This is a genomic window from Amycolatopsis sp. NPDC051128 (assembly GCF_040682715.1).
Taxonomy (GTDB): Bacteria; Actinomycetota; Actinomycetes; order Mycobacteriales; family Pseudonocardiaceae; genus Amycolatopsis.
This window is the reverse complement of sequence record NZ_JBFBBN010000095.1, coordinates 1-13,822: the sequence shown is the minus strand read 5'-3', so window position 1 is coordinate 13,822 and position 13,822 is coordinate 1. Positions and strand designations below refer to the sequence as shown.

Below are 13,822 nucleotides of genomic sequence, written 5' to 3'. Positions count from 1 at the left end.
CCCGGTGATCACCTCCATCGCACCCGCCACCACCCGCGCCTACGTCCGGCTGGCCAAGCTCGACATCGTCGACTACTACCTCGGCGTCCTGGTCGCCGCCAGTCCGAGGGGACCGCCAACCCGAGGGGACCGCCAAGCCGAGGGCCGCCAACCCGAGGGGCCGCCAGCCCGAGAGGCCGCTAGTCCGAGGGGCCGCGCAGGGTGAGCACCACGCGCAGCACGTACTCGACCGCCGTCGGGAAGGGCGCGCCGCGGAGTTCGCCGCGGTCGGCGAGGTTGCGGGACGCGAACTCCAGCTCCCGCTCCGGCCCGCCCCGCCGGACGACGAGCGCGGCCAGCTCCTCCAGGTCGAGCTCCGGGTGGTCCAGGCGCGTCAGGGCGAACTCGATGATCAGCTCTTCCGCCGTCATGCCACACCTCCCGAGGAGTTCCAGTCTACCGACGATTCGGGCCGTCCGGTTCGACACGACCGTCGGGGACCCCGCGACCGCCGGTGGGCAAGCTCACCCGCCTTGCTCGGCGGCCGCGCGGAAGCTCGGACAGCAGCTCCTCGACCCGATCCCAGCCGTTGTCAACCCATAGAAAGTGTTGGTAAATCACCACTTACACCGCCATACGTTAGTCGGCTTCGGCGGCCGCCTCCACCGGGTAAGTTCCCGACAGCGCGCGAATCCGGCAAATCCCCCGTCCCCACGAGGAGTCTTCCGATGTCGAGGAAGTTCGCCCTGGCCGGCGCCGTCGCGCTCGCCCTGACCATGACCCCGCTCGCCGCGGGGACCGCGTCGGCCACCACCCACCAGGAAGCCGCGGTCACCACGGTGTACTACAGCACCTCCAGCGCACCGAGTTTCCGCTCGGTCATCAACGCCGGTGCCGCCAACTGGAACCGCAGCGTCACCAACGTCAAACTGGTCGAGCGCAACTCCGGCGCGAGCCTCCGCTACACCGAAGGCAACGACCCCCGGGGCTCCTACGCCCAGACCAACGGGCATGGCAGCGGCACCATCTTCATCGACTACACCCAGGCCCGCCAGTACAACCCGACCCGCATCGCGGCTCACGAGACCGGGCACGCCCTCGGGCTGCCCGACCACTACTCGGGCCCATGCTCGGAACTGATGTCGGGTGGCGGCCCCGGCCCGTCGTGCACCAACGCGGTCCCCAACTCCGCCGAGCGCAGCCGGGTGAACTCGCTGTGGGCCAACGGCTTCGGCGCGACGAACACTCCTGAGCAGCGGATCTACGAGACCGTTTCCGTCCTGACCTACTGATCACCAGTACCGTCCACGTGGCCCCGGGGCACCGCCTCGGGGCCACCGGCGTGCCCACCCCCATACCGGGCCCGGAGCTCCGGCGACGTCGTGATGACATCGGACGAGCCGCTCGCCCGCGGCACACCCGCCGCGCCGGAAAGCACCCGAATGGCCGAGGAATGAAAATGTTTTCAGTGCGACTGAAAGCGCTTTCCAGCTGGTCAGCCGCGTATCTCGACCCGGTCTTGACAACGAGAAAGCGCTTTCAATACCCTGACGTTTCATCGATGTTTCGATCCTTGCCCTGGTCGAAGGGGACCCGGAGCACGAGGCAGCACGCGGTGTTCGGGCAGCGGGGCACTGTCCACGCCGCTCCCCACTTCTGGAGACGGATGATGAAAATCAAGCCGCTCATCGGTGGCGTCGCCCTGGCCGCGGGGGCACTCGGTCTGCCGTCCCCCTCGGCGGCCGCCGCGACCACCCTCCTCGAGGCCGAGACCGCCCCGGCGGTCTGCACCGGCACCATCGACAGCAACTGGTCCGGTTTCTCCGGTTCCGGTTTCTGCAACGGCACCAACGCGACGGGCGCGTACGCCGAGTTCACGGCGAACGCCTCGGCGGCGGGCACGGCGACGCTGGCGATCCGGTACGCCAATGGCACCACCGGCGGCCGCCCGGCCGACCTCGTCGTGAACTCCTCGACCGTCCAGTCTCTGGCGTTCGCGGGCACCGGCGCGTGGACCACCTGGGCCACCACGACGGTGACCGTCCCCGTGCGCGCGGGGAGCAACACGATCCGGCTGTCCCCGACCACCTCCGCCGGCCTGCCGAACGTCGACAACCTCGGCTTCACGGTGGGCGACACCCCTCCCCCGCAGAACGGCGCGCTGTACGTCGCCCCGAACGGCAAGGACGGCGCGGCCGGAACGCAGGCCGACCCGACGACGCTCACCTCCGCGCTCACCCGCGTCACCGCCGGGGGAACGATCTACCTGCGCGGCGGGACCTACAACCACTCCCAGACCGTCACCATCGCGCCGGGCAACAACGGCACCTCGAGCGCCCGCAAGAACCTCTCCGCCTACCCGGGCGAAACCCCGGTGCTGAACTTCTCGGCCATGACCGAGGACCCGGCGAACCGCGGGCTCGCCCTCAACGGGTCGTACTGGCGCGTGTCCGGCCTCGTCGTCCAGCGTGCCGGCGACAACGGGATCTTCGTCGGCGGCAGCAACAACATCGTCGAACGGGTGGTGACGCGCTTCAACCGCGACTCGGGGCTGCAGATCTCGCGGATGGCCTCGGACACGCCCAAGGACCAGTGGCCGTCCAACAACCTCATCGTCAGCTCGGAGTCCCACGACAACGCCGACTCCGACGGCGAGGACGCCGACGGCTTCGCCTCGAAGCTCACTTCCGGCACCGGCAACGTCTTCCGCTACGACGTGTCCCACAACAACATCGACGACGGCTGGGACCTCTACACCAAGACCGACACCGGCCCGATCGGCCCGGTGACCATCGAGGATTCCCTCGCCTACGGCAACGGCACCCTCACCGACGGCTCCCAGGCCGGGAACGGCGACCGCAACGGCTACAAGCTCGGCGGCGACAAGATCGCGGTCGGCCACGTCGTCCGGCGCAGCATCGCCTACCGCAACGGCCACCACGGGTTCACCTACAACAGCAACCCCGGCTCGATGTCCATCTCGGACAACGCGAGCATCGACAACACCGAGCGCAACTTCTCGTTCGACGCCGGCACCTCGGTGTTCCGGAACAACACCTCCTGCCGCAGCGGCAGCGGGTCGAACGACAAGACGGTCGGCAACGTCGACAGCTCCAACCAGTTCTGGTCCGGCACGAACGGGTCCCGGTGCTCGTCCTACGCCGGCACCATGAAGTGGTCCTTCGCCGCGGACGGCCGCCTGGTCGTCACCTTCGGCGGGTGAGCATCGGCCTGGCCCGTCCGTTCGCCCGGACGGGCCCGGCCGATCTCCGGGCCGAAACCGGTGATCACCCCGATGCCGCGCCACCCGGGGCGCGCCTACGTTCGCGATCATGCGAACGAAACCGACTCTCCTTCTCACCGGCGTCCTGCTGACGGCCACGATCTCCACCGCGTCCGCCGCGCCGGCCCCGGTCCGGCTCGGTCTGCCGGCGCCGACCGGGCCCTACGCCGTGGGCAGCACCGAACTGCACCTCGTCGACGAGGCCCGGCCGGACCCATGGGTCCCGGGCACCACCCGGGAGCTGATGGTGACCGTCCGGTACCCGGCGCGGCCGTCCGGGAACCCGGCAGCGGCGTACCTGACCCCCGCGGTCGCCGCGGCCGCCGCCGCGGAAGACGCCGGCCGGCTCGGCCTCCCCGCCGATCGCCTCGACTACACCTTCGCCACGCACGCCCGCGTGGACGCCGCCGCGGCGGGCGGGCGGCGGCCGGTCGTGCTCTACTCCCCCGGCGCCAGGTTCCCCCGTGCGGCCGGCACCGCGCAGCTGGAACAGCTCGCGAGCGAGGGGTACGTGACGGTGGCCATCGACCACACGCACGAGCCGGCGGCGGTGGAGTTTCCCGGTGGCCGCGTGGAACGCCGGGCGTTGCCGTCGGGCCCCGAGACAGGCAAACAGCTGATCGCCACGCGGGTGGCGGACACGCGGTTCGTGCTCGACGAGCTGGAAACCCTGGCGCACGGCGGAAACCCCGACGCGGAGCGGCGCGGGCTCCCGGCCGGGCTCGCTCTCGACCTTTCGCGCGTCGGCATGTTCGGCCACTCCGCCGGCGGGTTCACGACCGGCGAGACGATGGTTTCGGACGAGCGCATCGACGCGGGCGCCGACCTCGACGGCAGCATGGCGTACTCCCAGTCGGCCCGCGACTTCGGCCGGGTCGCCGACGAAGGGCTCGACCGGCCGTTCCTCCTGCTGAGCGCGGGCGACCACAGCGCGGAGTCCGACGCGTCGTGGCAGGAATTCCTGCGCCACCAGCGGGGCTGGACCCGCGAGGCGCGGCTGGCCGACGGCGAGCACTTCAGCTACACCGACTACCAGGCGCTCCTCCCCCAGCTCGGCCTGGACCCGGCGGTGACCGCGCCGTTCATCGGTACCATCGACGCGCGGCGGAGCCTTTCCGCCCAACGCGCGTATCTCACCACTTTCTTCGCCCAGCACGTCCGCTGACCGGTCACCATTCTTTTCGGCAGGAGAAAACAACCGAATCCCGAAAGGGATTTCGGCCGGCGATTTCGCACTGAATCTGTTCTGGCGGCCGCGTCCGAGGTATGGTTCGAATTCCCGGTTTCTCTCCTTCTGGTCGAGGATGTGAAGACTCAATGACGCGTCTTGGCGGGTCGCCACCGCGGCGGTTCACGTGGCTGGTGACGGCATTTCTGGTGGCCGGGCTGTTCGTGGCGGTGCCCGCGCGCGAGGCGCGCGCGGCCGCCACGTTCACCAGCACGATGGTCAACCAGGGCAGCGGCAGCTGCGCCACCGTGGCCAACGGCAATAGTGCCGTGCAGCTGACCCAGACCGCCTGCAATTCCGGTGCGGGGCAGTCGTTCACGTTCACCCCGGTCGGTGACGCTTACACGATCGGCACGTTCACCTCCGGCAGTTGTGTGGACATTTATGGTGCGTCCACTTCGGACAACGCCGCGGTGATCCAGTACGCGTGTCACGGGGAGACGAATCAGCAGTTCCGGCTGCAGCCGGCCGGGACCAACACCTTCAACGTCGTCGCGGTCAGCTCTGGCAAATGCGTCGCCCCGGCCGGCGACAGCTCGGCGAACGGCGCCGCGCTGGTCCAGCTGCCGTGCGCCAGCGCGACCAGCCGGGCCTGGCGCGTCGCCGCCGGGACGAGCGCGGCCACCTACACCAACCCGCTGAGCCAGCACGGTCCGGACCCCTGGCTGCAGTACCACAACGGCTACTACTACCTCGCCACCACGACGTGGAACTCGACGATCACCATGCGCAGGTCCCGCACCCTCGGCGGGCTCGCGAGCGCTCCGGACACCGTCATCTTCACGCTCACCCGGCCGAACGGCGCCGGGACGATGTGGGCGCCGGAGTTCCACCTGCTGACCGGGCCCAACGGCCCGCGCTGGTACCTGTACTACGTCGCCGGCCGCGAACCCTACGACCTGGGCACGCAACGCATCCACGTGCTCGAAAGCTCCGGGACCGACCCGATGGGGCCGTACAGCTTCAAGGCCGACCTGCTCGACCCCACCCAGGACAACACCTGGGAGCTCGACCCGAGCATCCTGCAGCTCAACGGACAGCTCTACCTGCTGGGCACGTTCTACAACGGCTCCCAGCCGAACTTCATCCGGCCCCTCTCGAACCCGTGGACGGCGAGCGGCACGCGGCACGTCCTGTCGTCGCCGTCCTACAGCTGGGAAACCGTCGGCGGCGCGGTCAACGAAGGCGCGGAAGTGCTGCAACATAACGGGAAGACGTTCATCGTGTTCTCCGCCAGCCACTGCTCCACCCCCGACTACAAGCTCGGCCTCCTGACCTACAACGGCGGCGACCCGCTGCAGCAGTCCTCGTGGGTCAAGTCCGCCCAGCCGGTCTTCCAGCGCAGCAACGCCAACTCGGTGTTCGGCCCCGGCCACAACGGGTTCTTCAAGTCCCCCGACGGCACCGAGGACTGGATCGTCTACCACGCCAACAACTCCAGCGGCGGCGGCTGCGACATGAACCGCACGACCCGCGCCCAGAAGTTCACCTGGAACGCGGACGGAACGCCGAACTTCGGCACCCCGGCCGCCCTGGGCACCCGGCTGCCGGTCCCGTCCGGCGAACCCGCGCAGTAGCCGGGGCCGAAGGTCCGTGAATGTCGCATTGAGGGACTTGAAGTCCCTCAATGCGACATTCACGGCTTTCGCCGTGCCGCGATCAGGCGTTGAGCAGCCGCAGCGGGGTGTCGTGCAGGACCGCCCGCAGGAACGGCTCCCCCAGGCGATCGTCGGCGGCCGCCCAGCCGGCGATCGCCCGCAGCTGCGTCGCGTACGAATACGGGATGTTCGGGAAGTCCGTGCCGAGCACGACGCGGTCGGCGAACCCGGCCAGCCGCGCCGTCCAGTCCGGCGGCAGCGGCGACATCGCCTCGGCGAACGGCACTCCCACCATCGTGGTGTCCAGGTGCACCCGCGGGTACTTCGCCATGAGTTCGAAGGCGGTCTCGTACTCGGGCATGGCCGCGTGCGCCAGCACCGCCGTCAGCTTCGGGTGCCGCGCCAGCACCTCTTCGAACACCGGCAACCCGGTGAAGTCGCCCCGCAACGGACCGTGTCCACAGTGGACGACGACCGGGACGCCGGCGTCGGCCAGCGCGCCCCACACCGGCTTCAGCTGCTCGTCGCGCGGGTCGTACGCGCCGACCTGCACGTGCGCCTTGAACACCCGGGCGCCGGCGCGCAGCGCACCGTCCACAGCGGACCCGGCGCCGGGCTCGGGGTAGAACGTCCCCGTCGGCACCGCGTCCGGGACGCGCCCGGCGAACTCCAGGGCCCAGTCCGTCAGCCACCGCGCCATCCCCGGCTTGTGCGGGTAGACGAGCGGCGCGAACCGCAGCACCCCCAGCGAGCGCAGGGTCTCCAGCCGCTCCGGCTCGGACGTGCGGTAGTGCACCGGCCACGCGGTGCCGTAGTGCTCCGAGGCCTGGTCGAAGTACGCCCAGACCTTGGCCATCACCGGCTTCGGCAGGAAGTGGACGTGCAGGTCGACCAGGCCCGGCAGGCCCAGTGACGCTGTCCAGCGCGCGACATCACCGTCGTCCGCCGGGCCCGCCGTCACTCCGTGAACCGGCCCTTCAGCGCGCGGCCCATCGCCTTCCTGATGTCCCGGTCCGCGTCGCGCTTGGCGAGCGTCTGCCGCTTGTCGTAGGCCTTCTTGCCCTGGGCCAGCGCGATCTCGACCTTGACCTTGCCGTCCTTGAAGTACATCGACAGCGGCACCAGCGAGAGCCCGCTCTCCTTGGTCTTGCCGATGAGCTTTTCGATCTCCCGCCGGTGCAGCAGCAGCTTCCGGGTGCGCCGCGGCATGTGGTTCGTCCACGTACCCTGCGTGTACTCCGGGATGTGCACGTTGCGCAGCCAGACTTCGCCGTCGTCGACGGTCGCGAACGCGTCCGCCAGGGACGCCTTGCCCTCGCGCAGGCTCTTGACCTCGGTACCTACGAGCACGAGACCGCACTCGTAGGTGTCGAGGATGGAGTAATCGTGCCGCGCCTTGCGGTTCGACACGATCACCTTCTGGCCACGTTCCTTGGGCATGACGACCACTCTACGTGAGGCTCGGGACGGTGAGCACTTGCTTTACTCAGTGCCGGACGTACAGCCGCAGCGTGACGTAACCGGTGATGGCGGAGATCACCACGGACACCGCCAGCAGGATCGGCGCGACCGGGAACAGCAGTTCCAGCATGGTGATCTTCGGGAACACGTCACCGGTGAACACCGAGTCGAGGAACCCGGCCTTCGTGATGATCAGCATGATGATCCCGAGGACCGCCCCGATCGCGCCGGCGACCACCGCCTCCAGGAGGAACGGCAGCTGCGTGTACCACCGCGTCGCGCCCACCAGGCGCATGATGCCGACTTCGGTGCGGCGGGTGAACGCGGACACCTGGATCGTGTTGGCGATCAGCAGCAGCGCGGCGATGGCCATGATGAGCGCGGCGCCGAAAGCCATGTTGCGGACGCCGTTGAAGGCGTTGAACACGCGGTCGAGGAACTTCTTCTGGTCGTCGACCTTCCGCACGCCCGGCTTGCCGCCGAACTCCTGCACGATCGACTCGCTGCGGTCCGGGTCCTTCAGCTTCACGTGCAGCGACGCGGGCAGCGACTCGGGACCGGTGAGCGCGATCAGCTCCGGCTGGCTCTCGAAGATCTTCTTGAACCGGCCGTAGGCCTGGTCGCGGTTCTCGAACACGACCGACTCGACGCCGTCGTTGCTCTGCAGCGACGTCCACAGCGACTTGCACAGCGACTGCGTGCAGGTCTTGTCGCCCGCGCTGATGTCGTCGGTGAGGTAGACCGAAACCTCGACGTCGGCGAGGAAGTTGGACTTCATCTTGTCGATCGTGCGCACGGCCAGCAGGCCGCCGCCGAGCATGGCGAGCGACACCGCTGTGGTCAGCATCATCGCGATGGTCATCGTGATGTTCCGGCGCAGGCCGGTTACTACCTCACTGAAGACGAAACTGGCGCGCATGTCGGGTGCAGGTCCTTGGGAGTCGGGGTCGGTGCGGGCTGCGTCGTTACGGGATTTGTCGTCGCGGGGGCGGCGGTCAGCGACCGATTCCGTAGACGCCGCGGGCGTCGTCGCGGATCACCCGGCCGAGCTGCAGCTCGACGACTCGGCGTCGCATGGAGTCCACGATGCCGTGGTCGTGGGTCGCCATCAGGACGGTCGTGCCGGTGCGGTTGATCCGCTCCAGCAGCAGCATGATGTCCTGGCTGGTGTCGGGGTCCAGGTTCCCGGTCGGCTCGTCGGCCAGCAGCACCAGCGGCCGGTTGACGAACGCGCGCGCGATCGCGACGCGCTGCTGCTCTCCACCGGAGAGCTCGTTGGGCAGCCGGTCCGCCTTGCCGTCGAGACCGACGAGCTCCAGCACCTCCGGGACGACCTTCTTGATGGTCGGGGCCGGCTTGCCGATGACCTCGAGGGCGAACGCGACGTTCTCCGCGACGGTCTTGTTGGCCAGCAGGCGGAAGTCCTGGAACACGCAGCCGATGGTCTGCCGCAGGCGGGGGACCCGGCGGCGGGCCAGCTTGGCGACGTCGAAGTTGGACACCATCACGCGGCCCTTGCTCGGCGTCTCTTCGCGCAGCAGCAGCCTGAGGAAGGTCGACTTCCCCGATCCCGAGGGACCGATGAGGAAGACGAACTCACCCTTTTCGATGTTGACGGACACCCGCTCGAGCGCGGGCCGCGTCGAGGTCTTGTAGACCTTGGAAACCTCTTCGAGCCGGATCACGATTCGGCATACTACCCACCGGGCTCGTGAAGCCCCGGTTGCCCGGGCCACCCGGGTGGAGCAAGGGGCGTTTGCGCACGGTGAGCGGTCGTGCGGACACCCCCCGCACCTAGTCCGATCAGGCGGCGCCCGTCTGCTTCCGCCAGCGGATGCCGGCTTCGAGGAAGCCGTCGATGTCGCCGTCGAGCACCGCCGACGGGTTGCCGACCTCGTGCTCGGTCCGCAGGTCCTTGACCATCTGGTACGGGTGCAGGACGTAGGAGCGCATCTGGTTGCCCCAGCTGGAGCCGCCGTCCTTGAGCGCGTCCATCTCTTTGCGCTCTTCTTCCTTCTTGCGCTGCAGCAGCCGCGACTGGAGCACCTTCATCGCGGCCGCCTTGTTCTGCAGCTGCGACTTCTCGTTCTGGCAGGAGACGACGATGTTCGTCGGGATGTGCGTGATGCGCACCGCGGAGTCGGTCGTGTTGACGCTCTGCCCACCGGGGCCCGACGAGCGGTAGACGTCGACCCGGATGTCCTTCTCCGGGATGTCGACGTGGTCGACCTCTTCGACCTCGGGCAGCACCTCGACGTGCGCGAACGACGTCTGGCGACGGCTCTGGTTGTCGAACGGCGAGATCCGGACGAGCCGGTGGGTGCCCTGCTCGACGGAGAGGGTGCCGTAGACGTAGGGGGCGCTCACCTTGAACGTCGCCGACTTGATGCCCGCCTCTTCGGCGTAGGAGATGTCGTAGACGTCGGTCGGGTAGCCGTGGCGCTCCGCCCAGCGCAGGTACATGCGGAGCAGCATCTCGGCGAAGTCGGCCGCGTCGACGCCGCCGGCCTCGGAACGGATGGTGACGACGGCGTTGCGGTCGTCGTACTCGCCCGAGAGCAGGGTGCGGACCTCGAGGCCGTCGATGTCCTTGCCGAGGTTCCCGAGCTCGGCCTCGGCCTCGGCCATGCTGCCGGAGTCGCCCTCGGCCTCGGCGAGTTCGTACAGCACGGCCAGGTCGTCGAGCCGCTGGCGCAGCTCATTGATCCGCCGCAGCTCGCTCTGCCGGTGGGACAGCTGGCTGGTGACCTTCTGCGCCGCCTCCGGGTCGTCCCAGAGGTTGGGGCTCGAAGCCTGTTTCTCCAGGTCGGCCACCTGGGCGCGCAACGCGTCGAGGTCCATCACCGACTCGATTTGCGTCAGCTTGCCGGTCAGGTCCTTCAGTGCCGCGTCGAACTCATCACTCACGTTTGTCAAGGTTACGGCAAAACCCACGACCGGTCGCGAGGGCCGGTCGTGGGCGCGCGAACCTCAGGCCGCGGGGATGGCGTCGAGCAGCTTCAGCGCGGCCTTGGCCTGTGCCTGGGCGAACTCGGCGACGGCCTTCTCGTACGGCCCGTCGGCCGCCTTGGTGGCCGCCTTCGCGTCGTCGAGCTGCTGGCTGTAGCTGGTCCTGGCCGACTCGAGCAGCGTCTGGCGCTGCTTGGCGGTCAGCGACCCGGCGTGCACCAGCCGCAGGATGAGCGGGCTGCGCAGGTGGTCGGGGCCGGCCTCGGACGTCAGCCAGGCCTTGAAGGCCTTCTTGCCGGCGGCGGTGATCAGGTACTGCTGACTGGAGCGCGGGCCCTGCTTGCCGAGCCGGACGAGGCCTTCCTTGGACAGCGCGGGGAGCTCCCGGTACACCTGGCTGCGGGTCACGCTGAAGAAGGCGCCGAAACGCTCACCGGCTCCCGCGACGAGCTGCCCGCCGGTGGCGGGACCGTCGTGGAGCAGACCGAGCAGGGCGGCGGCTGTTGCATTCAATTCGGACACGCCCCCTACATTCCCACTTATCGGCCGCTGTGTCCACAGTGGCCTGGTGATCTGTCCATTGTGGCTAGTGAGATCCCCTCGTTCGGCCCAATCCCAGGTGGTCCACAGTGGACCTCGGACACGCAGCGCAACCGGCACGGCCACACTTTGCTCCAACCAGCCGCATGTGGACCATTCCGGCGCCGCCAGGCAGGTGACCTCGACGGGCGGTGATCCCCGGCTTGGCGGACACCGGACACGCACCGCAACCACGCCGAGCCAAGGCGCGAATCACGAGATCCGTAGCGAAAGGCGACCACCGCGGGGGATCCAAGGGGGCGGAACCCCTTTGGCGGGGGTTTGGGGGTTCGACCCCCAATACAATGCGAAAGAGGCGTGGCGAACGTTTTCCGTTCGCACACGCCTCTTACCTCTGTAGCGGGGACAGGATTTGAACCTGCGACCTCTGGGTTATGAGCCCAGCGAGCTACCGAGCTGCTCCACCCCGCGCCGTTGTGGTACTTGAGAAAGATTACACGGTGCTTTCAGGGCGTTTACACGGGGGGTCCCCTAAGCGGCTGACCTGGCTTTACGCCGTTTCGAGCCACTGACGTGCTCCACTGAGGACCATCGACAGGCCGTCCTCGAACCGCGCGTCGTCGTCGCCCAGGACCGCCTGGCCCGGCGACCCGACGTAACGCTCGTCGAATTCTCCCGGCATCGGCCGGACGGCCTGCTCCTCGATCGTGAAGCCGATGACGAAGCAGTAGACGGTGAACGTCGCCCGGCTCGCCTGCCCCTCGTCCAGCCCGGCTTCGATGCTCCGGCGCAGGGGGTGCGGGCCGATCAGCCTCGTGTCGGCCAGGTAGGTCCCGGAGAAGACCTTCCCGCCGTCGCGGTAGGCGAGCATCATCCGGCGCAGCGCGCGGGCGCTGTGGGCGACGCCCTCCCACTCCCCCAGCGACGCCGGCGGCTTCCGGTCCGCCGCGGAGTCGCGGTACATCTGCGTCGCCATCTCGTCGAGCAGTTCCTGCTTGTTCTTCATGTGCCAGTAGAGCGCGGGCGCCTTGACGCCGAGGTCGGCCGCGATCAGCCGGAGCGTGAGCCCGTTGAGCCCGACTTCGTTGAGCAGCTTCAGTCCGGATCGCGCGATGTCCTGCCTGTTCAGGGCCATGTCGCCGAAGTCTCCTCGCGGTACAGGGTTGACAACTTAACGATGTTAAGGGCATCCTCGGAACACGTCAATTTAACGTTGTTAAGGGGATGAGGATGAACGAGCTGACCGCCGAGGTGGTCGTCGCCGGCGCCGGGCCGACGGGGCTGATGCTGGCGAACGAGCTGGCGCTGGCCGGGTTGGACGTCGTGGTGCTGGAGCGGATGGCCGTGCGGACGGGCCTGTCGAAGGCGCTGAACCTGCAGCCGCGGACGGCGGAGGTGCTGGACCTGCGCGGCCTGCTGGGCCGCGCCGAGCAGCGGTCGTTCGCGACCGTCCCGGAGGGACACTTCGCGACGATTCCGGTGAGCTACGCCGGCTGGGACACGCGGCATCCATACCAGCTGGGTATCCCGCAGGCGGAGGTCGAGGCGGCGTTGGAGGAGCGGCTGGCCGAGCAGGGCGTGCGGGTGCTGCGCGGCCACGAGCTGACCGCGTTCACCCAGGACCCCGACAGTGTCACGGTCACGGCGGGCGATGTGCGGGTCCGTGCGGCCTACCTGGTGGGCTGCGACGGCGGTCGCAGCGTGGTCCGCAAGGCCTTGGGCCTGCCGTTCGAGTGGCTGGACGGCCGCGGTCACGGCGTCTCGGCGGACGTGCTGTTCCGCTCGCCGCCCCCGGGCACCCCGTCGGAGTGGCGCTCGATGAGGAGCCTGGTGACGTCAAACGGCCCGAGCTCGTACGTCGGCCTGATCCCCCTGGCCGAGCCGAACCTGTACCGCCTGAGCTACGGCGACCGCCTGAGCCGCCCGGCGAACCTCCGCGCCCCGGTAACCGACGAAGAAATCCACGAAGTAGTCCACGAAAGTTTCGGCGCCGAGACGGAGATCAAGGAAATCCGCTGGGCGTCCCGCTTCTCGGACGACTCCCGCCTGGCCGCGAACTACCGCGTCGACCGGGTCTTCCTGGCAGGCGACGCGGCCCACATCCACTTCCCGGCGGGCGGTCAGGGCTTGAACCTTGGCATCCAGGACGCGATGAACCTGGGCTGGAAGCTGGCGGCCGTACTCAACAACCAGGCCCCCAAAGCCCTCCTGGACACCTACGAATCCGAACGCCGCCCAGTGGCGGAGCGAGTGCTGCAAAACGTGGCGGCCCAAACAGCCCTGATCCCGGCATCGAAGGAGCAACTGGCCCTACGAGCCCTCCTCAGAGACCTGGCAGCCCTCCCCGAGGTCCAGCACCACCTGTCAGGAATGGTCTCAGGCCTGGACATCAGCTACCCGGCACCAGAAAACTTCCACCCGGCAACAGGAACCCGCCTGCCAGACTTCAAAACGGAAGAAGGCCACGCAAGCAACTGGTTCCACAGTGGAAAGTTCATCCTACTGACAAAAGACCAAACAAAGACCCCTCACCCAGCGATACTCGTAAAGCAGGTCCCAGAACTCCCCTGGCCAGAGGTAACAAGGGCCCTAATCCGCCCAGACGGCTACGTAGCAAACACCACAGGGGCCACAGAAGGCTGGCTAACCCCCTAGCCAAGCACCCACCGGGGGGTCCAGGGGCGGCGAAGGACTTCACCGCGCTCGCCCTCTCCGGCGTCTTCCCGCTCGCCCGGACGCTCTACCAGTTCGCCAAGGACCGGACCCTCAACGGCCTCGCCCTCG

13 protein-coding genes and 1 tRNA gene are annotated in these 13,822 nt (G+C 68.5%); 5 read left to right on the top strand and 9 right to left on the bottom strand.

The features are described from left to right. Nucleotides 1-179: 179 nt before the first annotated feature. Entirely contained in the window at nt 180-410 is a 231-nt protein-coding gene (locus AB0M82_RS45600) for a hypothetical protein (RefSeq protein WP_364736073.1), read from the bottom strand. 297 nt (nt 411-707) lie between these two features. Between AB0M82_RS45600 and AB0M82_RS45595 the strand changes: the two genes are divergently transcribed. From AB0M82_RS45595 to AB0M82_RS45580, 4 genes are all read left to right on the top strand, one after another. Continuing rightward, nucleotides 708-1,271 (top strand): snapalysin family zinc-dependent metalloprotease, encoded by a 564-nt coding sequence (locus AB0M82_RS45595; protein ID WP_364736071.1) that lies wholly within the window; start codon nt 708-710, stop codon nt 1,269-1,271. A gap of 374 nt (nt 1,272-1,645) precedes the next feature. Next, on the top strand, nt 1,646-3,202 hold the full coding sequence (locus AB0M82_RS45590) for a carbohydrate-binding protein (RefSeq protein WP_364736068.1): 1,557 nt from the start codon (nt 1,646-1,648) through the stop codon (nt 3,200-3,202). Between the two features lie 109 nt (nt 3,203-3,311). Beyond that, complete coding sequence (locus AB0M82_RS45585; RefSeq protein WP_364736065.1) at nt 3,312-4,427, top strand: alpha/beta hydrolase; 1,116 nt, start codon at nt 3,312-3,314, stop codon at nt 4,425-4,427. 152 nt (nt 4,428-4,579) lie between these two features. Beyond that, a complete protein-coding gene (locus AB0M82_RS45580) occupies nt 4,580-6,067 on the top strand; it encodes a family 43 glycosylhydrolase (RefSeq protein ID WP_364736062.1) in 1,488 nt (495 codons plus the stop codon). Nucleotides 6,068-6,149: 82 nt separating this feature from the next. Here the strand turns inward: AB0M82_RS45580 and AB0M82_RS45575 are convergent, their stop codons facing one another. The 8 genes from AB0M82_RS45575 to AB0M82_RS45540 all read right to left on the bottom strand — a co-directional run bounded on the left by AB0M82_RS45575 (nt 6,150) and on the right by AB0M82_RS45540 (nt 12,173). Further along, nucleotides 6,150-7,049: an amidohydrolase family protein gene (locus AB0M82_RS45575; RefSeq protein ID WP_364736060.1), complete on the bottom strand. Its 900-nt coding sequence runs from the start codon at nt 7,047-7,049 to the stop codon at nt 6,150-6,152. Then, nucleotides 7,046-7,528 carry an SsrA-binding protein SmpB gene (smpB, locus tag AB0M82_RS45570; protein ID WP_013223156.1) on the bottom strand — a complete coding sequence of 161 codons (483 nt, stop codon included), beginning with the start codon at nt 7,526-7,528 and terminating at the stop codon, nt 7,046-7,048. The genes AB0M82_RS45575 and smpB overlap by 4 nt, the downstream gene beginning before the upstream one ends. 46 nt (nt 7,529-7,574) lie before the next feature. After that, nucleotides 7,575-8,468, bottom strand: a complete 894-nt coding sequence (ftsX, locus tag AB0M82_RS45565; protein ID WP_364736057.1) for a permease-like cell division protein FtsX — start codon at nt 8,466-8,468, stop codon at nt 7,575-7,577. 76 nt (nt 8,469-8,544) lie between these two features. Next, the gene (ftsE, locus tag AB0M82_RS45560) at nt 8,545-9,234 is read right to left on the bottom strand and encodes a cell division ATP-binding protein FtsE (RefSeq protein WP_284749425.1); all 690 of its coding nucleotides are present in this window, start codon (nt 9,232-9,234) and stop codon (nt 8,545-8,547) included. A gap of 118 nt (nt 9,235-9,352) precedes the next feature. Then, nucleotides 9,353-10,456: a peptide chain release factor 2 gene (prfB, locus tag AB0M82_RS45555; protein WP_364736054.1), complete on the bottom strand. Its 1,104-nt coding sequence runs from the start codon at nt 10,454-10,456 to the stop codon at nt 9,353-9,355. A 63-nt stretch (nt 10,457-10,519) separates the two neighbouring features. Further along, entirely contained in the window at nt 10,520-11,020 is a 501-nt protein-coding gene (locus tag AB0M82_RS45550) for a helix-turn-helix transcriptional regulator (RefSeq protein ID WP_364736051.1), read from the bottom strand. Between the two features lie 415 nt (nt 11,021-11,435). Further along, nucleotides 11,436-11,509, bottom strand: a tRNA-Met gene (locus AB0M82_RS45545). A 79-nt stretch (nt 11,510-11,588) separates the two neighbouring features. After that, entirely contained in the window at nt 11,589-12,173 is a 585-nt protein-coding gene (locus tag AB0M82_RS45540; RefSeq protein WP_364736048.1) for a TetR/AcrR family transcriptional regulator C-terminal domain-containing protein, read from the bottom strand. A 95-nt stretch (nt 12,174-12,268) separates the two neighbouring features. On the opposite strand from AB0M82_RS45540, the gene AB0M82_RS45535 reads away from it, so the two are divergent. Then, nucleotides 12,269-13,693, top strand: a complete 1,425-nt coding sequence (locus AB0M82_RS45535) for an FAD-dependent monooxygenase (RefSeq protein WP_364736045.1) — start codon at nt 12,269-12,271, stop codon at nt 13,691-13,693. Nucleotides 13,694-13,822: the final 129 nt, after the last annotated feature.

Excerpts from the sequence above, each read along its gene's own strand:
- AB0M82_RS45590 (WP_364736068.1), top strand. The coding sequence starts at position 1,646 with ATGATGAAAATCAAGCCGCTCATCGGTGGCGTCGCCCTGGCCGCGGGG.
- AB0M82_RS45585 (WP_364736065.1), top strand. The coding sequence starts at position 3,312 with ATGCGAACGAAACCGACTCTCCTTCTCACCGGCGTCCTGCTGACGGCC.
- AB0M82_RS45540 (WP_364736048.1), bottom strand. The coding sequence starts at position 12,173 with ATGGCCCTGAACAGGCAGGACATCGCGCGATCCGGACTGAAGCTGCTC.
- AB0M82_RS45595 (WP_364736071.1), top strand. The coding sequence starts at position 708 with ATGTCGAGGAAGTTCGCCCTGGCCGGCGCCGTCGCGCTCGCCCTGACC.
- smpB (WP_013223156.1), bottom strand. The coding sequence starts at position 7,528 with ATGCCCAAGGAACGTGGCCAGAAGGTGATCGTGTCGAACCGCAAGGCG.
- ftsX (WP_364736057.1), bottom strand. The coding sequence starts at position 8,468 with ATGCGCGCCAGTTTCGTCTTCAGTGAGGTAGTAACCGGCCTGCGCCGG.
- AB0M82_RS45535 (WP_364736045.1), top strand. The coding sequence starts at position 12,269 with ATGAACGAGCTGACCGCCGAGGTGGTCGTCGCCGGCGCCGGGCCGACG.
- AB0M82_RS45580 (WP_364736062.1), top strand. The coding sequence starts at position 4,580 with ATGACGCGTCTTGGCGGGTCGCCACCGCGGCGGTTCACGTGGCTGGTG.
- AB0M82_RS45600 (WP_364736073.1), bottom strand. The coding sequence starts at position 410 with ATGACGGCGGAAGAGCTGATCATCGAGTTCGCCCTGACGCGCCTGGAC.